Source organism: Rhizobium cerradonense (assembly GCF_030182455.1).
GTDB lineage: Bacteria > Pseudomonadota > Alphaproteobacteria > Rhizobiales > Rhizobiaceae > Rhizobium.
Window position 1 is genome coordinate 179,744 of record NZ_JAQJCK010000007.1, and the last position, 20,482, is coordinate 200,225.

The following is a 20,482-nucleotide window of genomic DNA, read 5'->3' on the forward strand; positions in this document are numbered from 1 at the left end:
ATGCCCGATAAGATGGCGGGCGAATTGACGAATGAACGACCCAAAAAGACTGTCGGGCGGCTGAAAAGCCGGCCGCAGTTTCTTGTAGTCCGTGAAGGCGAAAAACGCAGGGGAAGCCTCTTCCTCATTGAAGTGCTGGACCGCAAGCTCACCGACGCCGAACCTCGCGTTGGTTTTACCGTCACCAAAAAACATGGCAACGCGGTCGAACGCAACCGCATGCGGCGCAGGCTGAAAGAAGCCGTGCGGCTTCATGCGGGGTTTGCAATGCAGCCCGGACACGACTATGTGGTTGTCGCGCGGCGCGATGTGCTGACCGCACCTTTCGAGAAACTGGCGAGCGAACTCGTCAGCCGCATCGAAACCAGGCCGAAACACCGGCGGCCGGAAACGGACCGCTCCAGGAAAGTATGATGGAAAACAACCGCAATTACTTCATAGCAATTGCCCTGTCTGTGCTGATTGTTCTCGCCTGGCAGTTTTTCTACATGAACCCGCGTCTCGACGCGCAGCGCCAGGCCGAGCAGGCCGCCAAGCTGCAGCAGCAGACGCAGCAGGCTCAGTCGACGCAGACGCAGGCCCCGGCCGCAGGCACCCCCGTGAACGGCTCGTTGCCCGCGAACGACCAGACCGCACCGACGACCCTCAACCGCGATCAATCGGTTGCCAAAACGTCGTCCTCGCGCGTCGCCATCGACACCGCCGCGCTTGCCGGTTCCATCAATCTGGAAGGTGCACGCCTCGACGATCTGCAGCTCAAGACCTATCACGAGACGGTCGACAAGAGCAGCCCGATCATCACGCTGTTCAGCCCGGCCGACACCAAGGACGGCTATTTCACCGAGCTCGGCTATATCGGCAGCGACGCGACCGGCGCCGTTCCAGGCCCCTCGACGATCTGGACCCTTTCCGGCGGCGACAAGCTGACTGAGAAGACGCCGGTGACGCTCTCCTACACCAACGACAAGGGCATCACCTTTACCCGCACCATTTCGGTCGACGATCATTACATGTTCACGATCACCGACAAGGTCGCCAATGCCGGTCAGGCGCCGGTGTCGCTGTCGAGCTATGGCCGCGTGACCCGCTACAACAAGCCGACCACGCCGACGGCCTATGTCCTGCATGAAGGCTTCATCGGCGTCATCGGCGATGACGGGCTGATCGAGACCAAATATACCGCCGCTGAAAAGGAAGCCGTCAATCCTGCGAAGGCGACCGGCGGCTGGCTCGGCATCACGGACAAGTACTGGGCCGCAACGATCGTGCCGCCGCAGTCGACCGCCTACGATGCTCACTTCTCGCATTTCACCGACGGTCAGCCGCGCTACCAGGCCGACTATAAGCAGGATGCCATCACCATCGCTCCTGGCCAGTCGCAGGAACTGAAGAGCCTGGTCTTCGCCGGCGCCAAGGAAGTGCCCGTCATCGACCGCTACGAGACGAGCTATTCGATCCCGCGTTTCGACCGCCTGATCGACTGGGGCTGGTTCTATTTCATCACCAAGCCGATGTTCAAGTTGATGGATTTCTTCTTCCACTTCTTCGGCAATTTCGGTGTCGCGATCCTCTGCACGACCATCGTCGTCAAGGCGCTGTTCTTCCCGCTCGCCAGCAAGCAATATGCCTCGATGGCGAACATGAAGCGCATGCAGCCGAAGATGGAAGAGCTGAAGGCCAAGTTCGGCGACGATCGCATGGGGCTGCAGCAGGCAACGATGCAGCTCTACAAGGAAGAGAAGATCAACCCGATCGCGGGCTGCTGGCCCGTGCTCTTGCAGATCCCGATCTTCTTCTCGCTGTACAAGGTGATCTACATCACCATCGAGATGCGCCACGCGCCGTTCTTTGGCTGGATCCAGGATCTTTCCGCTCCCGATCCGACCTCGATCGTCAACCTGTTCGGCCTGCTGCCGTTCGCCGCTCCGACTATCCTGCATCTCGGCGTCTGGCCGCTGATCATGGGCGTTACCATGTTCCTGCAGATGCGCATGAACCCGACGCCGCCCGACCCGACGCAGGCGATGATCTTCAACTGGATGCCGCTGGTATTCATGTTCATGCTGTCGAGCTTCCCGGCCGGCCTCGTGATCTACTGGGCCTGGAACAACACGCTCTCGGTCATCCAGCAGTCGATCATCATGAAGCGCCATGGCGTGAAAGTGGAACTCTTCGACAATCTGAAGGGCCTGTTCAAACGAAAACCGGCGCCCTCGAAATGACGATACAAGCCCCGCTCCGGCGGGGCTTTTTCGTTATTGGGTGGCAAGTGCCGTCAACTGCGATCGCCGAGAGGGCGAAAGCGTACGAGAAAGCGCCGCGCTGGGGCAGTTTATGCAGTAAAAAGCCGATGCACGTCATACAAGATGGCGCTCTTCTCGTCCGCCATCCCGGCGAACTTCACATCCCGCCGAGAAGTTTGAAAGCGATCAGCCACATGACGCAGGCAATGATTGCCTCGAGAATGCGCCATGATGCCGGCCGCGAAAAGATGGGCTTCAGTCGGGTCGCGCCGTATCCCAGTGAAAAGAAGAACAGGAACGACCCTGTCGTGGCCCCTGCGGCAAACTCCGCCTGATGACCTGGAAAGCGCGTCGCGATCGTTCCGAGAAGCACAACGGTGTCGAGGTAAACGTGAGGATTGAGCCAAGTCAGTGCAAGGCACATGGCCATGGTCTTACCGAAGCTCGCCGAATTGCTCTTCGCCACCGACAGAGCGCCGGTGGATCGCAGCGCGGATAACAGGCTTTTCGCCCCATACCAGACCAAGAACGCGGTCCCGCCGTAGCGCATGAGGGGATCGAGCCATGGCAGCACGTCGACGACCTGCTTTAAACTCGTGACCCCGATCACGATGAGGACAGCGTCCGACAGTGCGCAGGCAAGGCAGACCGCGAAGACGTACTCGTGGCGCAAACCTTGGCGAAGGATGAACGCATTCTGCGCGCCAATGGCGACGATGAGACTTAGCCCCATCGTCATTCCGGTAAAATATGTCGAGAAATCCATGCCGATATTGCCCGCCTCAAAAGCCTCGCGGCTCCATAGACCCGATCGCCGATTTAGGATACTTAAACCTCCTTACACTGATTAAGCGTAGCTTATCCATGATAGACTACCCGGCTCTTCGCGTTCTCTCCGCCGTTGTTCAAACCGGCAGCTTCGAAAAAGCGGCTGCGGTACTGAACGTTTCGCCGTCGGCCATTTCTCAGCGGATCAAGCAACTCGAAGAACGGGTCGGCACTGCGCTCGTCATCAGGGGGACGCCTTGTATCGCCACGGAACAGGGCGACTGGCTTTGCCGGCACATGGAAAACGTCGGCATTCTGGAAAGCGAATTGCTCGAACATCTCCCCTCTCTCAGCGAGCGTGGAAAACCTCAGCAGCGGGTCACGCTTCAGGTCGCGACGAACGCCGATAGTCTTGGAACCTGGTTTCTGGAAGCGACGGCGCGCTTCGCCAACACGTCGGATTATCTTCTCAATATCTCGGTTGATGATCAGGATTACACCGCGGACTGGCTTCAGCGCGGAAGGGTCATTGCTGCCGTCACCAGCATGGAACAACCGATTTCCGGGTGCCGCCGCTATTCCTTGGGTGCTATGCGCTACCATGCCACAGCAAGCCCCGACTTTGTTCGACGGTATTTTCCCCATGGCGTGACACCGGAGGCCATAGCCGTCGCGCCTTCATTGATCTTCAGTCAGAAGGATCGCCTCCAAATCGATTGGCTCCAACGTGTGTTCGGAGTCCACAGTAACGTGCCAACACACTGGTTGCCCTCTACACAAGGCTTCGTCGAAGCCAGCCTGCTGGGGATGGGATGGGGAATGAACCCGGTTCATCTCATTGAAGACCATGTTCGGGCTGGGCGGCTGGTCGAACTGGTGCCGGACACGCCTCTGGATGTGACCCTCTACTGGCAGATTAGCCGTCTCGCCGCAGACCGGCTTGCCCTGCTTACCCAAACCGTTATCGATGTTGCAAAAAGATCGCTTATTCCGTCCTGACGATTGCTTTGGACAGCCAGCCGCCAACGAAGAGTTGACGATCAAAACTTGACTTTCCCAGCCAAAACCCCGAAGCCAGTCAGCCAGTTGAACCGGAAGACCGCGAGCGCATGGCAGATCAGACGATAAAAGACGACAAGCCGCTTTTCGGGCGCCCATGGATCTTCATCCGCGGCGTGCCGGCGATGAAATTCCTGCCGCCGGAGGGGCCGCTGGAAGTGGCTTTCGCCGGGCGTTCGAATGTCGGCAAGTCGTCGCTGATCAATGCGCTGGTCGGCCAGAAGGGTCTGGCACGCACCTCGAATACGCCGGGCCGCACGCAGGAACTCAACTATTTCGTTCCCGACGGTTTTTCCGGCGAAGGAACTGACCTGCCGCCGATGGCCTTGGTGGACATGCCCGGCTACGGCTATGCCGAAGCGCCGAAGGAGCAGGTGGATGCCTGGACGAAACTGGTTTTCGACTATCTGCGCGGAAGGTCGACGCTGAAGCGCGTTTATGTGCTGATCGACAGCCGCCACGGCATCAAGAAAAATGACGAAGAGGTTCTGTCGCTGCTCGACAAGGCTGCGGTTTCCTATCAGATCGTCTTGACCAAAACCGACAAGATCAAGGCTGCGGGCCTGCCGAAGCTGGTCGCCGATACGGCCGAAAAGATCCGCAAGCGCCCCGCCGCCTATCCCGGCATCCTCGCCACCTCGTCGGAGAAGGCCGAGGGCCTGCAGGAGCTGCGTGAGGCGATCGGCCTGACGGTCGGCATTGCCGTCTGACAATAAGAGGCCGCCACCCTCGACGTTAGAAAAGTGGCGGCCATGCTGCCGATGGTCGTTACATTTTCGGCAATAACACCTTGTCGACGACATGGATCACACCGTTCGACTGCTTGACGTCGGCAATGGTGATGTGAGCGGTGCCGCCGGCCTCGTCGGTCAACGTCAGCTTGCCGCCCATTTCCGTGGCCTTGATCGTGCAGCCGCCGACCGTTTTCAGATCATATTCGCCGCCATTGCCCATCGACATCTTCTTGATGGCGGCCGCCATGTCATCGCCAGCAACGACGTGACAGGTCAGGATCTTCGTCAGCTTCGCCTTGTTCTCCGGCTTCAACAGCGTCTCGACGGTGCCGGGCGGCAGCTTCTTGAAGGCTTCATTGGTGGGCGCGAAGACGGTGAAGGGGCCTTTGCCTTCCAGCGTATCGACAAGGCCGGCGGCCTTGACGGCGGCGACCAGCGTCGTGTGGTCCTTCGAGTTGACGGCATTTTCGATGATGTTCTTGCTGGCGAACATCGGCGCGCCACCGACGGTCGGGTTCTTCGCATAGGCGAGGCCGGTCGTGGCCGAAAGTGTTACGGCCACTGCGGCGATGCGGATTGCGGTCTTCATCATGGCTTGTCCTCTTCCTCTTTTGCCCCGATCACATGGGGTCAGAGCAAGGTACGGAGGCGCCGAAGGAAGAGTTTCAGCCGCGATTCTTTTTTCGGAAGAAAGATGCCTTCAGGGCAGATGGATCGTGCCGGAGGCGATGACATCGCCCGTGGGCTTGCCCGTTGGCGAACCACCAAAGGGCTCGACGCTGACGGCGATGATCGCGCCTTCCGTCAGCTTACCGTGGATCTCCTGCGGCAGGACGATCTCGCCCTCGCCGGTCTGCGGCAGGACGCCGAGCGCCTCGGCCGGCTCGCTGCCGCGGATCAGCCAGAGTTCCAATGATTTTTCCTGAGGCTGGCCGGCGGCGACCGGTGTCACCTTCAGTCGTCCGCTTGTGACGTCATAATCCGCCAGCAAATTGATGGGGCTGTTCTGTCCGGTAAGAGATGCGGTGAGCTGCCTGCCCGGCTGCGGCTTTGAGACGTTGTTCGTGACGGTGAAAACCAGAACGCCGGCTGCGAGAAACAAGGAACCGAAGGCGACGGACCGCCAGAGCAACAAAGAATTCCAGAGATTGGCGCCGAAAGCGGCTTCTCCAAAAATGCGCCTTTCGATCTTGGGAAAGACGGAGGCGGCCGGCGGGACCATGTCGTAATCGTCGTTGAATCCCGAAAGATTCTGCTCCCAGCGGCTGACGATGGCGGCGAACTGCCGATCGCTGCGCATGCGCCGCTCCACCTTCTGCCGATCCTCCAATGACAGCACGCCGAGCACATATTCTCCGGCCAGGACTTCATCTCGGGAGCGACCTCCCTTGCTTTGATCGGGCGTACTCATCTGTCCATGCACTCTCTCAGTCTAATCAGGCTTCGGCGCAGCCAGGTGCGCATGGTATTCAAAGGCACCGCATATTGCTCGGCAAGTTCCTGGTAGCTCAGGCCATCCACATAGGCGCTGCGAACAGCCCGCGCCCGATCAGCTTCCAACTCTTCCATGCACCTGTCAATCCGCCTTCCCTCTCCCTTCACCATTGCCTGCTCTTCGGGTCCAGGTTCGGTATCAGCAAGATCATAGGCCGTATCAATTTCGTCTGCGACAGGTTTTCGGGCACGGATAGCATCGATCGATTGATTGCGCGCAATCGTGGTCAGCCACGGGATCGCCGGCCCTTCCGAGGCGATAAAGCGCTCCGCCCGCTGCCAGATTTTCACATAAACTTCCTGCAAAATCTCCTCGGCGTCCGTTCTATTGCCGAGGATACGCAGACACACGGCATAGAGTTTCGGACTCGTCTTCTTATAGAGCGCGACAAAGGCTTTCTGGTCGCGCATCGCGACCCGGCCGATGAGCGCCTCTATCTCCTCACTCGCCATCCGATCCCCCGATCGCGGCTTATTCAAGATATCTTAGGGGAAAAGCATCGGGCGGCAAGCTCACTCAAAGGATGATAAAGGGCGGGGCGCGATATGACGCAGGAAAAACTAATCCTGTCACCATTATTCCCTCTGTCAAAAACTTGAGATAAAAGGCCGCGATCAATTTTACGGGGTGCCCCATGTCCGAATCCCAAAGCGAACTTCAAGCCAGCCTGCTCGCTCAGGCCCTGCCCTACATGCAGCGTTATGAAAACAAGACCATCGTGGTGAAATACGGTGGTCATGCCATGGGCAATGCGGAGCTCGGCAAGGCGTTTGCGGCCGATATCGCGCTTCTGAAACAGTCAGGCGTCAACCCGATCGTCGTCCATGGCGGCGGTCCGCAGATCGGCTCCATGCTGACGAAGATGGGCATCGAATCGAAATTCGAAGGCGGCCTGCGCGTGACCGACGCCAAGACCGTCGAGATCGTCGAAATGGTGCTGGCCGGCTCGATCAACAAGGAAATCGTCGCGCTGATCAACCAGACCGGCGAATGGGCGATCGGCCTTTGCGGCAAGGACGGCAACATGGTCTTCGCCGAGAAGGCGCATAAGACCATCAAGGATCCGGATTCCAATATCGAGCGCGTGCTTGATCTCGGCTTCGTCGGCGAAGTGGTCGAAGTCGACCGCACGCTGCTCGACCTCTTGGCAAAGTCGGAAATGATTCCGGTGATCGCGCCGGTCGCTCCCGGCCGCGACGGCGCCACCTACAATATCAATGCCGATACCTTCGCCGGCGCCATCGCCGGCGCGCTCAGCGCCACCCGCCTGCTCTTTCTCACCGACGTTCCGGGCGTGCTCGACAAGCAAGGCCAATTGATCAAGGAACTCTCCGTCGCCCAGGCGCATGCGCTGATCGCCGACGGCACGATTTCCGGCGGCATGATCCCGAAGGTCGAGACCTGCATCGACGCGATCAAGGCAGGTGTCCAGGGCGTCGTCATCCTCAACGGCAAGACTGCCCATTCCGTGCTGCTCGAGATCTTCACCGAACGCGGCGCCGGCACGCTGATTGTCCCTTAAGGAAAAACACGCCCTCCCAAGTTGGGAAGGGCGTGGTTTTCTCATTGTCGGCAACTGCGCGTTCAACCGAAATCAGTGGAGCGCGTGTTTGCGCAGAAAAAGCCAGGATGATCAGGTCTGCTGATAGAGCGCCTCGGCCTCGCTCTTCAGCATTCCCATCACGGCCCTATAGGGCGCGGGGCCGTAGCTGATGCGGCTGACGCCGAGCCTGCCCATGGTGATGTTATCGGGCGTTGTCGGACGCACCATGATGTTGACCGGCAGAGGTGAGCGATCGCAGACGGCTTCGATGAATTCCGCGTCGACGAGCCCCGGCGTGAAAAAGCCGCTGGCGCCGGCCTCGGCAAAAGCGTCGGCGCGGCGGTAAGCTTCCTCCAGCAGAATCTGGTGATGGGCCGTATCGCTTTCCTGCAGGAAAAGATCGGTGCGGGCGTTGATGAACAGCGGCATTTCCCGCCGGTCGGCCATCTCCCGGATGGCGCGGATGCGGGCCACCTGCATCTCAATCGGATGAACGCCGCGGCCGCCGACCACTTGATCCTCGAAATTGATGCCGATTGCGCCATGATCCATGATCTTTTCGACATTCGCGGCGACGGCATCCGGCTCTATGGCATAGCCGCCTTCGAAATCGACGGAGACCGGCAGGGGACTCGTGACCGAAATCAGACGGGTAATGACTGCCAGCAGCGACAGCGGTATTGCCTCGCCATCGCCGAAACCATTGGCCGCGGCGACCGACCAACTTCCCGTTGCCAGCGCTTTGGCGCCTGCTTCGGTGACTACCTTGGCCGAGCCGGCATCCCAGATATTGAAGAGGATCAGCGGATCGCCCTTCCGATGCAGCCTGGCGAACTCTGCCGCCTTTTCCACCTGACTCATACTATCCCCCTCCTGAAAAACCTCACCGGGCGCATTTGTCCTTGGTAATCGAAGAGGCACAGACTCCTCTCTAGCCGGCAAATAGCGCAGAACCCTAAAAATCAATCGGCAAAACCATAGCCTGCATTAGGATAGCCGACAATGTCTGCGATGTTTCTCATATACGCGGCATATTTTCCTTTTCCTCAGGCAATAGCACATGCCATAAGGCCGCCATGACCCAAACAAGAACGCTGCCTCAACCCGCCGATTTCTCGGATATCCGCGACTGGGTATTCGATCTCGACAACACGCTCTATCCGCATCATGTCGATCTCTTCTCGCAGATCGACAAGAACATGACGGCCTATGTTTCCACGCTGCTGCAGATGGAGCGGGACGAGGCGCGGAAGCTGCAGAAGCAATATTACCTCGAGCATGGCACGACATTGCAGGGGCTGATGATCCATCATCGCATTGACCCCAATGATTTCCTGGAGAAGGCGCATGCGATCGATTATTCGGCGCTGATGCCCCAGCCGGAGCTCGCCGCCGCCATCAAGGCGCTGCCGGGCCGCAAATTCATTTTCACCAACGGCAGCGTCAAGCATGCGCAGGCGACCGCCGGCGCGCTCGGCATCCTCGATAACTTCGACGATATTTTCGACATCGTCGCGGCCGACTACGTGCCGAAGCCGGCAGGCAGCACCTACGACAAGTTCATGAGCCTCAATCGGGTGGACACGAAGCGCGCTGCCATGTTCGAGGACCTGCCGCGCAATCTTACCGTGCCGAAAGCGCTCGGCATGAAGACCGTGCTGCTCGTGCCGCAGAATCTCGAAGGCACAGTGGTCGAATGGTGGGAGAAGACGAGCGGCGAGGACGATCATATCGACTATGTGACCGACGATCTGACCGCTTTTCTCAAGACCCTCGTTTAATGGTTTTTTAGGATCGGGTTACGAAAGTTTCATCCGCCTTACCGATGTTTAATTGGTCGTTTTTTGCCTTCAGCCGTATCGTTTGACCATTCTTCAGTACGAAAGGAAAAACGATGAACGGGAAAAAACTTCTTCTGGCAGGACTTTCCGCAACTCTTCTGGTCGGCGCCGCCGTCCAGGCAAGTTTTGCCGCTCCGCAGGCCCATGACGGCATGGGCGGCCCCGGCGGTCGCTGGCATCGCCCGGGCTTTTCGCCGGAAGTCGTCTATGTGCGCATGCTCAAGCAGTTCGATACCAACGGCGACATGAAGATTTCCAAGGACGAGGTCAAGGCCGGCGTCGACAAGATCTTTGACCAGATCGACACGAATAAGGACGGCGAGATCACCCCCGGCGAACTGCGCGCCTATCGCAAGGAGCGCATCAAGGAGTGGAAGGCCGAACGCGCCAAGGGCGCCGAGGATCAAGCTCAAGCCGATCAGGCCAAGGGGGATCAAGGCAAGGGCGACCAGGCTCAAGCGGATCAGGCTCCGAGCGGCGACAACCAGGATGCGGGCAAGCATCACGGTCACCACCCGCGCGGCCGCTTCATGCACGAAGCTGCTCTAATGCGCACGACCCTGTTGTTCCAACGCGTCGATACGGATGAAAACGGCCAGATCAGCAAGCAGGAGGCCGAAGACGCCGCCAACAAGCTCTTCGACCGCATGGACCGCAACCATGACGGCGTGATCTCGCTGGACGACATGCCGAACCGTCCCCTGCTCTGAATGTTCGGTTGGGCACGATCCTATCCGAAAACCGCTTCATAGTTTTCGGGATCATTCCAGGCCATCCTCCCATGCTGAAAAGGCCCGCCTCGCAGACGCGACGGCGGGCCTTTCGTTTCAGTGTCCGTTATCGTGCTCGTAGAAGTCCGCGACGATCTTCCAGGCTTCGTCGGCGGTGTCGACGAAGCTGATCAGCTTGACATCGTCAGGCGCGATGGTGCCGAATTCGGCGAGCGCATCGAAATTGATGATTTCGCGCCAGAACTTTTCACCGAACAGGATCAGCGGCAGGCGTTCCATGCGGCCGGTCTGGATGAGTGTCAGGCATTCGAAGAGCTCGTCCAGCGTGCCGAAACCGCCCGGGAACACCGCGATCGCCTTGGCGCGCACCATGAAGTGCATCTTGCGGATCGCGAAATAGTGGAAATTGAAGCTGAGTTCCGGCGTCACGTAGACATTCGGCGCCTGCTCGTGCGGCAGCACGATGTTGAGGCCGATGGAGGGCGCACCCTCTTCCGATGCACCGCGATTGCCAGCCTCCATGACGCCGGGGCCGCCGCCGGTGACCACGACATATTCATGGAAGTCGAAGCCGGCGGAGTAGCGCGCGCAGAGCCGGGCGAATTTGCGGGCTTCCTCGTAGTAAACGGATGCCGCCTCGAGATTGGCACGCTGTACGTCGTTGCGCGCCGCCCAGGCGCTGGTGCCGGGCGCTGGAATACGCGCGCCGCCGAACATGACCACCGTCGAATTGATGCCACGTTCGGTGAGATACATCTCGGTCTTCAACAGTTCGAGCTGCAGCCGGATCGGCCGCAGTTCCTCGCGGCAGAGGAAATCGTCGTCGGCATAGGCGAGCCGATAGGACGGCGACATGGATTGCGGCGTCTTCGGCACGGATTCGGCGCGCTTCTTGTCGGCCGAGCTCGACTTCAGAGGGTCCCATACCCCATCCTTGCGTCTCAGCCTGCCGTTCTTCCCCTTGCTCATCTACTGATGCCTTTCAAATCGATCATGACTGGCGTTCCAACAACTGACAGGAAGACCAAGCTCTTGCATATGCCCTACAATGCCTTGAATCCAAGCTCAATCGGCGCGGAAAAGACATTCCATTTTCGAGACCCATGCTATAGGACCAGTCAACTGCTTCCGGACCATTTCCGGAAATTACGATAGGCACCGACGTTTTAAGGAATTCCCATGAGCGCTACCGATCTCGTTTCTCTCGAAAAGACCCTCGAGGCTGCCTTCGAAAATCGCGATAACGTGAACGCGTCGACGCGCGGCGAAGTTCGCGACGCCGTCGAGACGGCGCTCAATCTACTCGATAGCGGCAAGGTCCGCGTCGCCGAACGTGGCTCCGACGGCAATTGGACGGTCAATCAGTGGCTCAAGAAAGCGGTGCTGCTCTCCTTCCGCCTGAATGACATGCAGATCGTCGACGGCGGCCCCGGTGGCTCGACCTGGTGGGACAAGGTGCCGTCGAAGTTCGAAGGCTGGGGTGAGAACCGCTTCCGCGAGGCCGGCTTCCGCGCCGTGCCGAACGCCGTCGTCCGCCGCTCGGCCTATATCGCCCCGAACGCCATCCTGATGCCTTCCTTCGTCAATCTCGGCGCCTATGTCGGCGAAGGTACCATGGTCGACACCTGGGCGACCGTCGGTTCCTGCGCCCAGATCGGTAAGCATGTACATCTCTCGGGCGGTGTCGGCATCGGCGGCGTGCTGGAGCCGATGCAGGCCGGCCCGACGATCATTGAGGACAACTGCTTCATCGGCGCCCGCTCGGAAGTCGTCGAAGGCTGCATCGTCCGCGAAGGTTCCGTGCTCGGCATGGGCGTCTTCATCGGCAAGTCCACGAAGATCGTCGATCGCGCCACCGGCGAAATCACCTATGGCGAAGTGCCGCCCTACTCCGTCGTCGTCGCCGGCGCGCTGCCGAGCGGCAACACGATGGCGAACGGCCAGCCCGCTCCCAGCCTCTACTGCGCCGTCATCGTCAAGCGCGTCGACGAAAAGACCCGCTCGAAGACTGGCATCAACGAGCTGCTGCGCGACTGATTTACAATTTTTTGGAAGCGCGGTTGTCACATCGCGCTTCCCTTATGCTTGCCGGGTGCGCATGCCTGTGCGATTGCTGCAATCGTGGCAAAGATTTTCGACTCATCGCCGATCCTTTGCCATCGCTTTGCCATTTCTCGCCGGATAAGTTGCCTCCGATGACCGTTACCAATCCCGTCACCAATCTGCAGACCCTCATTCGCTGTGCGTCTGTCACACCCGCCGAAGGCGGCGCACTGACCGCGCTTGCCGATATGCTGCTGCCGCTGGGCTTCAAAGTCGAGCGCATGACGGCGAGCGAGCCGGGAACGCCCGATATCGAAAACCTTTATGCCCGCCTCGGCACAGAGGGTCCGCATCTAATGTTTGCCGGCCATACGGATGTCGTGCCAGTCGGCGATGCCGCATCCTGGAGCCATCCGCCCTTTGCTGCCGAAATCGCTGGTGATGAGCTTTTCGGCCGCGGCGCCGTCGATATGAAGGGTGGCATTGCCTGTTTCGCCGCCGCAGTCGCCCGCCATATCGAGAAACATGGTGCCCCTACCGGCTCCATTTCCTTCCTGATCACCGGTGACGAAGAAGGCCCGGCCATCAACGGTACGGTCAAGCTGTTGCAATGGGCCGCCGAGCGGGGCGAGCAATGGGACGCCTCGCTGGTCGGCGAGCCGACCAATCCCGACCAGCTCGGCGACATGATCAAGATCGGCCGCCGCGGTTCGATATCCGGTTTCATCACGGTTCATGGCGTGCAGGGCCATGCCGCTTATCCGCACCTGGCCGACAATCCGGTGCGCAGCATCGTCAAACTGACCGAAGCGCTGCTCCATCCGCCCTTCGACGCCGGCACCGACAATTTCCAGCCGTCGAACCTCGAAGTGACGACGATCGACGTCGGCAACGCCGCAACCAACGTCATCCCCGCCAAGGCGACGGCTGTTTTCAATATCCGTTTCAACGACACATGGAGCGTCGAGACGCTGAAGGCGGAAATCCTTGCCCGCCTCGATGCCGCCGCAGCAGACCAAACGCTGCGGCCAGGTCGTGAGCCGACTAAATATGACATTGTCTGGTCCGAACGTCCAAGCCAGGTTTTCCTGACGCGCAACAATGCCCTGATCGCTTCGCTATCGTCGGCAATTGAAAATGTCACCGGACGCACACCGAAGCTTTCCACCACCGGCGGCACCTCGGATGCACGCTACATCAAGGATTATTGCCCTGTCGTGGAATTCGGTCTTGTCGGCCAGACCATGCACATGGTCGATGAGCGGGTGGCGCTATCGGATCTCGAAACCCTGACCGAGATCTACGAGACCTTCATCCAGCGCTGGTTTGCGAATGCCGACCTTTAGGGAAGTCCAATACTATCTGGCGGGCCTGTGGCTTTTGATTCGGATGGACGCCCGCGGCTTCCAATATCTCGACATATCAGACCGCGGCATGCTGCGATCCTTCTGGGCGATCCTCTGGAGCCTGCCGCCGATCGGCATTTCATGGCTCTGGTGGCAGCAGGCCTATCTCACCGCCATGCCGCCGGAAACCTCGACCGGCATGGCCTTCTTCTTTCGCCTGGCGCTGGTCGAGGCAGCAAGCTGGCTGGCGCCGCTGATACTGGCCGGCGTGCTACTGATGATCTTTCGTTTCGGCGACAAATTCGCGCCTATCGTCGTGGTGGTCAACTGGCTCGGCTTGCCGACTTCCTATCTCAATTCCCTGCTGATCGCGCTGCTCGCCTTCGTACCCGGTTCCAATGGGCTGGCGGCCATCCTGTGGCTGGCCTTGATGATGGCGATCGTCTTCTCGCTGGCGCGTATCCTCCGAATGATCTGCGGTGCGCATCCGCTTTTCGTCGGCGCACTGACGCTGATACTGCTGATCCCGACCATGCTGCTGACGGATTTTCTCCAGCGCTTCCTCGGCATCTATCCGCCGGGTTGAGTGGTTAGACACCTCTGACAAAGTGGCGGACGAAAGCCGTCATACGTCGTCACGTGCCATCACTGCCGGGCGATGTAGTCGCGGCAATATATTCACGGGTCATGTCTCGATATTTTCAGTTGCGCTGAATACATTCAATATAAACCATATATTAACCGCAATCTTAATGTATCCCCATAGTAGATGGTCATTGACGCATTCCGGTTTATTATAGCTCGTCTGCATGATGCAGCGATAAATTAGAGAGCTATGATATGCTTGATCTGCCAAAGATGATGCAATTACTATTATTTGCAGCTTTGATTATTTTATTTTTCCGCTGGGTGGTTGAGGACATGAACAGGTGACGCTCTGTTGCACCTGAGGATCTCAGTGCCGCGATAACCTGCTCCCCCCACAGTCTGCTACTCAAGTCGAGTCCCTCCCAAATATTGGCATGGCGCTTGGCCAGACCGCGATGTGTGCGGCCACACTTGATGTGGACGCAATTCGTGGCAATGGCGCGCTCATGTTCAATTTCGGTGGCGCAGCTCAGACGCTGAGTGTGTCAATTGACGGAGGCGGCCGCCGCCCGATGGGCTGGATGCCGCTCTCGGGGCTGAGGAGAGGGTGGAATCGACGCAGAAATGTTGTCGAAGGATAGTGTCGTCGCTGACAGGCATCCCGAGCCATCCAACGGAGGCTAGGAATCGTCCTGTTCGTCATCGGCGTCCACGGGCCCAACGCCGTCGCGATAATCCACCTGCATGAAATAGAGCCCATCCGGCGGAGCGACGGGGCCGCATGCCTTGCGGTCTCGCGCATCCAGCGCAGCGCGCACGTCGTCCACAGTCCACTTTCCCTCGCCTGCAAGCTTCAGCGTGCCGGCGAACGAGCGGATCTGATTGTGCAGGAAACTCTGCGCCGTGGCGCGGATTTCGATGAGCTCGCCATTGCGGGTCACATCCAGCCGGTCGAGCGTGCGCACCGGACTATTGGCCTGGCAATGGGCCGAACGGAAGGTGGTGAAATCATGCCGGCCGACCAGCGTCTGGGCCGCCGCATGCATGACCTCATGATCCATATCCTTCGGCACCCACCAGGCACGCCCGGCTTCCAATGCCAAGGGCGCACGGCGGGTGATGATGCGATAGAGATAGTGGCGGCGGATGGCCGCGTGCACGCCGGAATCGGTGCGTCCCGCGCCGCGAATGGAGACCTTTTCGCCAGTCAGAGACAAGATGGCGCCCTCGATCGCGCCCTGCACGGAAGGACCGTTGTCCTGGCGCTGCCAGCCGACATAAGGGATGCCGTCATATTCGACGGTCATGCGGTAACGAGGCATCAGGCTGGTCCCGCCGCCAACATCGTGCCCGGCACAATCGGCGTGCCGCGCAGGAAATCGGCCGCAGCCAGCGGCTTGCCGCCCGCCTTCTGCAATTTCGTCAGCCGGACGGCGCCGGAACCGCAGGCGATGACCAGACCGTCGGTCAGCACTTCGCCGGCCGCGCCCTCGCCTTCGGCAAGTTCGGAGCCGAGAACCTTGATCCGTTCTGGCCGGCTGGCGATCTCGGCCTCGAACCAGGCGCCGGGAAAGGGCGAGAGGCCGCGAATATGGTTGTGAACATCCGCAGCCGGCTTGCTGAAATCGATGCGTGTCTCGCTTTTATCGATCTTGGCGGCGTAGAGGACGCCCTCGGCAGCCTGCGCGGTCAGCGGCAGTTCATCATGCTCCAGCTTGTTCATCGCCTCGACCATCGCCTTGGCGCCAACCATCATCAGCTTGTCGTGCAACTCGCCCGCCGTCATCGTGTCGCCGATCTCCACTTCCCGCGTGAGTGCGACCGGACCGGTATCGAGGCCCTTGTCCATCTTCATCACCATCATGCCGGTCTTCTTGTCGCCGGCCATGATCGCCCGCTGGATGGGCGCAGCACCTCGCCAGCGCGGCAGCAGCGAAGCATGGCCGTTATAGCAGCCGAACTGCGTACCCGAGAGGATTGCCTCCGGCAGCAGCAGGCCATAGGCGACCACCACGGCGACATGGGCATCGAGCTCGCGAAAACGCTGGCGCTCTTCGGGCTCCTTGAAATTGACGGGCGTGAAAACCGGCAGGCCGAGCAGCTCCGCCGCCTGGTGCACCGGCGACTTCTGGAGATCGAGCCCACGCCGCCCGCCGGGCCTTGGCGGCTGCGTATAAACAGCGCAAATCCGGTGTCCCGCATCGACCAGCAACCGCAAAGTCGGCACGGAAAATTCGGGCGTTCCCATAAAGATGATGCTGAGCGACATGCGATCCGTCCGGCTGAATTCTCTCGTTTGGCATGATCTTGGCCAAAAACCGCTTTGCGATTTTTTGGCGATCAGGCCCTAACCGCCTTCAAACGGGTTTACGAGCTTAAGATCAAGCCCCTCGAAGTCTTTTGTGTTCCGCGTCGCCAGCGTCGCGCCTTGTGCTAGGCAGATGGCAGCGATCATGGCGTCCTGGACGGAGATCTGATGGCCGGTCCTTTCACGCCCCGCTCGAATGCGACCGGTTTCGATGGCCGATTGATGATCGAAACGCAGGATCCTGCCGCGAAAAGAAACGAGTTGCTCGTTGAACATTTGAATGTAGCGGTACGATCCCGTTCGAAGTAAGAAGCGTTCCGCCCCATAAGACAGCTCCATCACCACAATATCACAGAGATAGAGATTCATGATGGGTTGCATCTGAAACCATGCTTCGACATTGCGGTCGGTCACAGGCTTCGTCAATTCGGAGAGGATATTCGTATCGAGCAGGATCACTCGAAATCCTCAACTGGTCGGCCGAAATCCTTTTTCCGTTCCGCTTCGATCTCTTTCATGATGCGCCCATATTCTTCGGCAGCAGCAGCATCTTCGGTATAGAAAATGGGACGCAAAACATCCCACGCAGACAATCCGCTGCGACCGGCGTTAGCATCCTCCGCCACTAACGCCGCCCGCAAAAGCTCCTTTGCCTCGTCGGAGAGACTGCGGCCAGTCTGTTTTGCCCGCTCTGCGAGATCATGCTTCATGGCATCCGGAATATCGCGAATCAAAAGGTCGCTCATTCAGCACCTCCATTTGATATCACTGATATCATAGGCCTGCCCGGATGGTTTTTCAACCTTCCCTTCAGAGCGCCTTTGCCTTCGCCGCCTTGGTGAACTTTTTGATGACCATGTCGCGCTTCAGGCGCGAGATGTAGTCGATGAATAGCACGCCGTTCAGGTGGTCGATCTCGTGCTGAAGACAGGTGGCGAGGAGGCCGTCGGCCTCGACGATCTGTTCCTTGCCGTCGCGGTCGAGATGCTTGACGGTAACGCGGGCCGGACGCTCGACTTCGGCATAATAATCCGGAATGGAGAGGCAGCCTTCCTCATAAACCGAGCGCTCATCCGAAGAGGCGACGATTTCGGGATTGATGAAGACCAGCGGTTGCTTGTCCTCGCCTTCGCGCGACACGTCGATCACCAGCATGCGGCGGGCAACGCCGATCTGGATGGCCGCAAGGCCGATGCCTGGCGCATCGTACATGGTCGCCAGCATATCGTCGGCAAGGCGTTGGACTTCGGTATCGACGCGCTCGATGGGCGCGGAGGCCTGGCGGAGCAACGGATCGGGCAAAATGATGAGTGGCTTGATCGTCATGAAGTTTCCCATAACGCATCTTGCAGTGCGATGGAATTATTTAGATGGCGGTTGGAGGGTGTTTTTTCAACGCTTGCGACTTCAGGTCGATCATAACTCCCTAAATTTTGTTCACGTTTTGATCTGGATATTCTCCAAAGTTTTGTTATGGTGCAGGCACGAGTTCCACGAGTATCCGATATCATGTCCTTTATGCTCTTCGGCCAAGAGATTCCGGCAGTTCCTGTTCTGACCGGCCTTGTCATCCTGCTGCTGATCGCCGTTGTCGTCCTTGTCCTCAACAATAATGGGCGGCGGGGTGAGGAGGATATGCTGCGGGCCGAGGATGCCGAGCACAATATGGCGGCGCTTCTCCGGGCGCAGGCGGAAATGCAGGGACGGCTCGCCACCATGGCCGAAGTGTTCGGTTCGCGGCAGGCGGAGTTCAACCATGCCATCAATCAACGGCTCGACGGCATGTCGCAGCGGGTGACGGCGACGATCGGCGAGCAGACGCGCTCTACGCACGAGAACCTGCGCCGCCTGCAGGAGCGGCTCGCCGTCATCGACGCTGCGCAGAACAATATTCAGTCGCTGGCAAAGGATGTCGTCGGCCTCCAGGCAATCCTTTCCAACAAGCAGACGCGCGGCGCCTTCGGCCAGGCCCGCATGGAGACGATCATCGCCGACGGATTGCCGATGGGCGCCTATGCCTTCCAGCCGACGCTCTCCAACGGATCGCGGCCGGACTGCACCGTGCGCATGCCGAACGGCTCGCCGCCGCTGGTCATCGATGCCAAATTTCCGCTGGAGGCCTGGAACGCCATCCGCAACGCGGCGGCGACAGGCCCCGAGCAGGGCAAGATCGCCGCGCAGCAATTCCGCCGGGACCTCGAAGTGCATATTCGCGATATCGCCGAAAAATACCTCATTCAGGGAGAGACGCAGGATACGGCCTTCCTCTTCGTTCCCTCCGAATCGATCTTTGCGGAAATCCACGAGAATTTCGAAGCGATCGTGCAGAAGGCGCAGCGTTCGCGCATTGTCATCGTCTCGCCGTCGCTGCTGATGCTGTCGATCCAGGTCATCCAGGCGGTGTTGAAGGACCAGCGCATGCGCGAGCAGGCACATATGATCCAGGGCGAAGTGGCGCATCTGATGAACGATCTTTCCCGCCTCGACGAGCGGGTACGCAAGCTGCAGGGGCATTTCGCCATGGCGCAGAAGGATGTCGACATGATCGTCACCTCCGCCGACAAGCTGGCACGCCGCGGCGAGAGGATAGAAGCGCTGGAATTCGAGGCCGCCGGCGAGCCGACGAAGGCGACCACCGACGACCGGCCGAAACCGATCGACAACCGCACCGGCCAACTCAAGCTCAGGGTGGTTGACGAGGACTGATCGCTTCGGGCAGTGTCGCGCCAAATCAATGCATGATCCTCAAACCTATAAATCGGTTCTGAATGGATCATGCGACATCAACAAGCAGGGCGGAACATCCCATGATCACCATTTTCGGCTCCATCAATATGGACCTCATCGCCACCACCGACCGTCTGCCGAAGCCGGGCGAGACCGTGGCGGGCAACGGCTTTTCCACCGCTGCCGGCGGCAAGGGCGCCAATCAGGCCTTGGCAGCGCGGCGTGCCGGCTCGACGGTGCGTTTGACCGGCGCTGTCGGCAATGATGGTTTCGCCGAGCCTGCGCTTGCCCTGCTTAACGCCGCCGGCACCGATCTTTCCACCGTCAACCACGTTTCCGAGCCGACCGGCACTGCCCTGATCCTCGTTGGCGGCGATGGCGAGAACATGATCGCCGTCGTGCCCGGCGCCAACGGCACGATAACAGCCGAACAGGCGACCGCAGTGGTCGATACGCTGAGCCCGAGCGATACGCTGATGCTGCAATTCGAAATCCCGGTCGCCGCCGTTGAGACCGCGCTCGCGGCGGCAAAGGCCAAGGGCATCCGCACCGTTCTCAATCTCGCCCCCCTCATTCCCGATGCGGCACGGCTCGGACGTCTTGCCGACATCGTCATCGCCAACGAGACGGAATTCGAAAGGCTGGCAGGCCAGGACAATATGTCGGCCAGCGATCGCGAGGCGGCACTAATCCGTCTGCATGGCGAAACGGGTCAGACGCTGATCGTCACGCTCGGCGGCGACGGCGTCATTGCCATCCGCGATGGCGAACTCTCGCGTGCCAAGGGTCTCGTCATCGAGCCGGTCGATACCGTCGGCGCCGGCGACACCTTCTGCGGCTATTTTGCCGCCAGCCTCGACCAGGGCCTGGATTTTCATGCGGCTCTGCGCCGGGCCGCGGTCGCCGGTTCGCTCGCCTGCCTGAAGCCGGGCGCGCAGCCATCGATTCCGGTTGCAGGCGACGTCGCCGCGCGTCTTTGAGACCCACCATTCCTAGCCGCACAAATTAATTAAATTTTTGCGCTTCACAATCATTCTCCTCCTGCCTGCCTTGGGT

General features: G+C 59.6%; 23 protein-coding genes. 12 read left to right on the forward strand and 11 right to left on the reverse strand.

Annotation, left to right across the window (positions count from 1 at the left end; genetic code table 11):
- Window positions 1-12 precede the first annotated feature (12 nt).
- Both rnpA and yidC read left to right on the forward strand, forming a co-directional pair.
- Window positions 13-414: a ribonuclease P protein component gene (gene rnpA / locus PH547_RS17600; RefSeq protein WP_104821871.1), complete on the forward strand. Its 402-nt coding sequence runs from the start codon at window positions 13-15 to the stop codon at window positions 412-414.
- Window positions 414-2,222 (forward strand): membrane protein insertase YidC, encoded by a 1,809-nt coding sequence (yidC, locus tag PH547_RS17605; protein ID WP_285168959.1) that lies wholly within the window; start codon window positions 414-416, stop codon window positions 2,220-2,222. The genes rnpA and yidC overlap by 1 nt, the downstream gene beginning before the upstream one ends.
- Before the next feature lie 178 nt (window positions 2,223-2,400).
- Here the strand turns inward: yidC and PH547_RS17610 are convergent, their stop codons facing one another.
- The gene (locus PH547_RS17610) at window positions 2,401-3,009 is read right to left on the reverse strand and encodes a LysE/ArgO family amino acid transporter (protein WP_104821869.1); all 609 of its coding nucleotides are present in this window, start codon (window positions 3,007-3,009) and stop codon (window positions 2,401-2,403) included.
- Window positions 3,010-3,107: 98 nt separating this feature from the next.
- Here PH547_RS17610 and PH547_RS17615 point away from each other — a divergent pair, with 98 nt between their 5' ends.
- Both PH547_RS17615 and yihA read left to right on the forward strand, forming a co-directional pair.
- Window positions 3,108-4,010 carry a LysR family transcriptional regulator ArgP gene (locus tag PH547_RS17615; protein WP_104821868.1) on the forward strand — a complete coding sequence of 301 codons (903 nt, stop codon included), beginning with the start codon at window positions 3,108-3,110 and terminating at the stop codon, window positions 4,008-4,010.
- 110 nt (window positions 4,011-4,120) lie between these two features.
- Complete coding sequence (yihA, locus tag PH547_RS17620) at window positions 4,121-4,780, forward strand: ribosome biogenesis GTP-binding protein YihA/YsxC (protein ID WP_285168960.1); 660 nt, start codon at window positions 4,121-4,123, stop codon at window positions 4,778-4,780.
- 58 nt (window positions 4,781-4,838) lie between these two features.
- Here the strand turns inward: yihA and PH547_RS17625 are convergent, their stop codons facing one another.
- The 3 genes from PH547_RS17625 to PH547_RS17635 all read right to left on the reverse strand — a co-directional run bounded on the left by PH547_RS17625 (window position 4,839) and on the right by PH547_RS17635 (window position 6,751).
- Window positions 4,839-5,393: a fasciclin domain-containing protein gene (locus PH547_RS17625; protein WP_483315554.1), complete on the reverse strand. Its 555-nt coding sequence runs from the start codon at window positions 5,391-5,393 to the stop codon at window positions 4,839-4,841.
- Window positions 5,394-5,504: 111 nt separating this feature from the next.
- Window positions 5,505-6,215 (reverse strand): anti-sigma factor, encoded by a 711-nt coding sequence (locus PH547_RS17630; RefSeq protein ID WP_104821865.1) that lies wholly within the window; start codon window positions 6,213-6,215, stop codon window positions 5,505-5,507.
- A complete protein-coding gene (locus PH547_RS17635) occupies window positions 6,212-6,751 on the reverse strand; it encodes a sigma-70 family RNA polymerase sigma factor (RefSeq protein ID WP_285168962.1) in 540 nt (179 codons plus the stop codon). Before PH547_RS17635 ends, PH547_RS17630 begins: the two co-directional genes overlap by 4 nt.
- 182 nt (window positions 6,752-6,933) lie before the next feature.
- Here PH547_RS17635 and argB point away from each other — a divergent pair, with 182 nt between their 5' ends.
- The gene (gene argB / locus PH547_RS17640) at window positions 6,934-7,821 is read left to right on the forward strand and encodes an acetylglutamate kinase (RefSeq protein ID WP_104821863.1); all 888 of its coding nucleotides are present in this window, start codon (window positions 6,934-6,936) and stop codon (window positions 7,819-7,821) included.
- Window positions 7,822-7,932: 111 nt separating this feature from the next.
- Here the strand turns inward: argB and PH547_RS17645 are convergent, their stop codons facing one another.
- Window positions 7,933-8,703 carry an isocitrate lyase/PEP mutase family protein gene (locus PH547_RS17645; RefSeq protein ID WP_285168964.1) on the reverse strand — a complete coding sequence of 257 codons (771 nt, stop codon included), beginning with the start codon at window positions 8,701-8,703 and terminating at the stop codon, window positions 7,933-7,935.
- A 215-nt stretch (window positions 8,704-8,918) separates the two neighbouring features.
- On the opposite strand from PH547_RS17645, the gene PH547_RS17650 reads away from it, so the two are divergent.
- Both PH547_RS17650 and PH547_RS17655 read left to right on the forward strand, forming a co-directional pair.
- Window positions 8,919-9,623 (forward strand): pyrimidine 5'-nucleotidase, encoded by a 705-nt coding sequence (locus PH547_RS17650; RefSeq protein ID WP_283048876.1) that lies wholly within the window; start codon window positions 8,919-8,921, stop codon window positions 9,621-9,623.
- 113 nt (window positions 9,624-9,736) lie between these two features.
- A complete protein-coding gene (locus tag PH547_RS17655) occupies window positions 9,737-10,393 on the forward strand; it encodes an EF-hand domain-containing protein (protein WP_285168965.1) in 657 nt (218 codons plus the stop codon).
- Between the two features lie 117 nt (window positions 10,394-10,510).
- On the opposite strand, the gene PH547_RS17660 is transcribed toward PH547_RS17655, so the two are convergent.
- A complete protein-coding gene (locus PH547_RS17660; RefSeq protein WP_285168966.1) occupies window positions 10,511-11,383 on the reverse strand; it encodes an LOG family protein in 873 nt (290 codons plus the stop codon).
- A 210-nt stretch (window positions 11,384-11,593) separates the two neighbouring features.
- Between PH547_RS17660 and dapD the strand changes: the two genes are divergently transcribed.
- From dapD to PH547_RS17675, 3 genes are all read left to right on the forward strand, one after another.
- Entirely contained in the window at window positions 11,594-12,451 is an 858-nt protein-coding gene (gene dapD, locus PH547_RS17665; RefSeq protein ID WP_104821858.1) for a 2,3,4,5-tetrahydropyridine-2,6-dicarboxylate N-succinyltransferase, read from the forward strand.
- A gap of 158 nt (window positions 12,452-12,609) precedes the next feature.
- The gene (gene dapE / locus PH547_RS17670) at window positions 12,610-13,803 is read left to right on the forward strand and encodes a succinyl-diaminopimelate desuccinylase (RefSeq protein WP_104821857.1); all 1,194 of its coding nucleotides are present in this window, start codon (window positions 12,610-12,612) and stop codon (window positions 13,801-13,803) included.
- A complete protein-coding gene (locus tag PH547_RS17675) occupies window positions 13,790-14,389 on the forward strand; it encodes a hypothetical protein (RefSeq protein ID WP_104821856.1) in 600 nt (199 codons plus the stop codon). Before dapE ends, PH547_RS17675 begins: the two co-directional genes overlap by 14 nt.
- Before the next feature lie 682 nt (window positions 14,390-15,071).
- Here the strand turns inward: PH547_RS17675 and PH547_RS17680 are convergent.
- The 5 genes from PH547_RS17680 to def form a co-directional block, all read right to left on the reverse strand.
- On the reverse strand, window positions 15,072-15,713 hold the full coding sequence (locus PH547_RS17680; RefSeq protein ID WP_285168967.1) for a tRNA pseudouridine synthase A: 642 nt from the start codon (window positions 15,711-15,713) through the stop codon (window positions 15,072-15,074).
- The gene (fmt, locus tag PH547_RS17685) at window positions 15,713-16,660 is read right to left on the reverse strand and encodes a methionyl-tRNA formyltransferase (protein ID WP_104821854.1); all 948 of its coding nucleotides are present in this window, start codon (window positions 16,658-16,660) and stop codon (window positions 15,713-15,715) included. Before fmt ends, PH547_RS17680 begins: the two co-directional genes overlap by 1 nt.
- A gap of 78 nt (window positions 16,661-16,738) precedes the next feature.
- On the reverse strand, window positions 16,739-17,158 hold the full coding sequence (locus tag PH547_RS17690) for a type II toxin-antitoxin system VapC family toxin (RefSeq protein ID WP_104821853.1): 420 nt from the start codon (window positions 17,156-17,158) through the stop codon (window positions 16,739-16,741).
- Window positions 17,155-17,433 carry a FitA-like ribbon-helix-helix domain-containing protein gene (locus PH547_RS17695; protein ID WP_260303320.1) on the reverse strand — a complete coding sequence of 93 codons (279 nt, stop codon included), beginning with the start codon at window positions 17,431-17,433 and terminating at the stop codon, window positions 17,155-17,157. The genes PH547_RS17690 and PH547_RS17695 overlap by 4 nt, the downstream gene beginning before the upstream one ends.
- 76 nt (window positions 17,434-17,509) lie before the next feature.
- Complete coding sequence (gene def, locus PH547_RS17700) at window positions 17,510-18,025, reverse strand: peptide deformylase (RefSeq protein ID WP_104821851.1); 516 nt, start codon at window positions 18,023-18,025, stop codon at window positions 17,510-17,512.
- 183 nt (window positions 18,026-18,208) lie between these two features.
- On the opposite strand from def, the gene PH547_RS17705 reads away from it, so the two are divergent.
- Both PH547_RS17705 and PH547_RS17710 read left to right on the forward strand, forming a co-directional pair.
- Window positions 18,209-19,405: a DNA recombination protein RmuC gene (locus tag PH547_RS17705; protein ID WP_104821850.1), complete on the forward strand. Its 1,197-nt coding sequence runs from the start codon at window positions 18,209-18,211 to the stop codon at window positions 19,403-19,405.
- Window positions 19,406-19,506: 101 nt separating this feature from the next.
- Window positions 19,507-20,406 (forward strand): ribokinase, encoded by a 900-nt coding sequence (locus tag PH547_RS17710; RefSeq protein WP_104821849.1) that lies wholly within the window; start codon window positions 19,507-19,509, stop codon window positions 20,404-20,406.
- The last annotated feature ends 76 nt before the right edge of the window (window positions 20,407-20,482 follow it).

Bases quoted from the DNA above. Each gene is read 5' to 3' on its own strand.
- PH547_RS17650 (WP_283048876.1), top strand. From the start codon at position 8,919: ATGACCCAAACAAGAACGCTGCCTCAACCCGCCGATTTCTCGGATATC.
- argB (WP_104821863.1), top strand. From the start codon at position 6,934: ATGTCCGAATCCCAAAGCGAACTTCAAGCCAGCCTGCTCGCTCAGGCC.
- PH547_RS17645 (WP_285168964.1), bottom strand. From the start codon at position 8,703: ATGAGTCAGGTGGAAAAGGCGGCAGAGTTCGCCAGGCTGCATCGGAAG.
- def (WP_104821851.1), bottom strand. From the start codon at position 18,025: ATGACGATCAAGCCACTCATCATTTTGCCCGATCCGTTGCTCCGCCAG.
- PH547_RS17680 (WP_285168967.1), bottom strand. From the start codon at position 15,713: ATGCCTCGTTACCGCATGACCGTCGAATATGACGGCATCCCTTATGTC.
- PH547_RS17625 (WP_483315554.1), bottom strand. From the start codon at position 5,393: ATGAAGACCGCAATCCGCATCGCCGCAGTGGCCGTAACACTTTCGGCC.
- yidC (WP_285168959.1), top strand. From the start codon at position 414: ATGGAAAACAACCGCAATTACTTCATAGCAATTGCCCTGTCTGTGCTG.
- rnpA (WP_104821871.1), top strand. From the start codon at position 13: ATGGCGGGCGAATTGACGAATGAACGACCCAAAAAGACTGTCGGGCGG.
- PH547_RS17610 (WP_104821869.1), bottom strand. From the start codon at position 3,009: ATGGATTTCTCGACATATTTTACCGGAATGACGATGGGGCTAAGTCTC.
- dapE (WP_104821857.1), top strand. From the start codon at position 12,610: ATGACCGTTACCAATCCCGTCACCAATCTGCAGACCCTCATTCGCTGT.
- PH547_RS17615 (WP_104821868.1), top strand. From the start codon at position 3,108: ATGATAGACTACCCGGCTCTTCGCGTTCTCTCCGCCGTTGTTCAAACC.
- PH547_RS17675 (WP_104821856.1), top strand. From the start codon at position 13,790: ATGCCGACCTTTAGGGAAGTCCAATACTATCTGGCGGGCCTGTGGCTT.
- PH547_RS17705 (WP_104821850.1), top strand. From the start codon at position 18,209: ATGTCCTTTATGCTCTTCGGCCAAGAGATTCCGGCAGTTCCTGTTCTG.
- PH547_RS17660 (WP_285168966.1), bottom strand. From the start codon at position 11,383: ATGAGCAAGGGGAAGAACGGCAGGCTGAGACGCAAGGATGGGGTATGG.
- fmt (WP_104821854.1), bottom strand. From the start codon at position 16,660: ATGTCGCTCAGCATCATCTTTATGGGAACGCCCGAATTTTCCGTGCCG.
- PH547_RS17655 (WP_285168965.1), top strand. From the start codon at position 9,737: ATGAACGGGAAAAAACTTCTTCTGGCAGGACTTTCCGCAACTCTTCTG.
- PH547_RS17635 (WP_285168962.1), bottom strand. From the start codon at position 6,751: ATGGCGAGTGAGGAGATAGAGGCGCTCATCGGCCGGGTCGCGATGCGC.
- yihA (WP_285168960.1), top strand. From the start codon at position 4,121: ATGGCAGATCAGACGATAAAAGACGACAAGCCGCTTTTCGGGCGCCCA.
- PH547_RS17630 (WP_104821865.1), bottom strand. From the start codon at position 6,215: ATGAGTACGCCCGATCAAAGCAAGGGAGGTCGCTCCCGAGATGAAGTC.
- dapD (WP_104821858.1), top strand. From the start codon at position 11,594: ATGAGCGCTACCGATCTCGTTTCTCTCGAAAAGACCCTCGAGGCTGCC.
- PH547_RS17710 (WP_104821849.1), top strand. From the start codon at position 19,507: ATGATCACCATTTTCGGCTCCATCAATATGGACCTCATCGCCACCACC.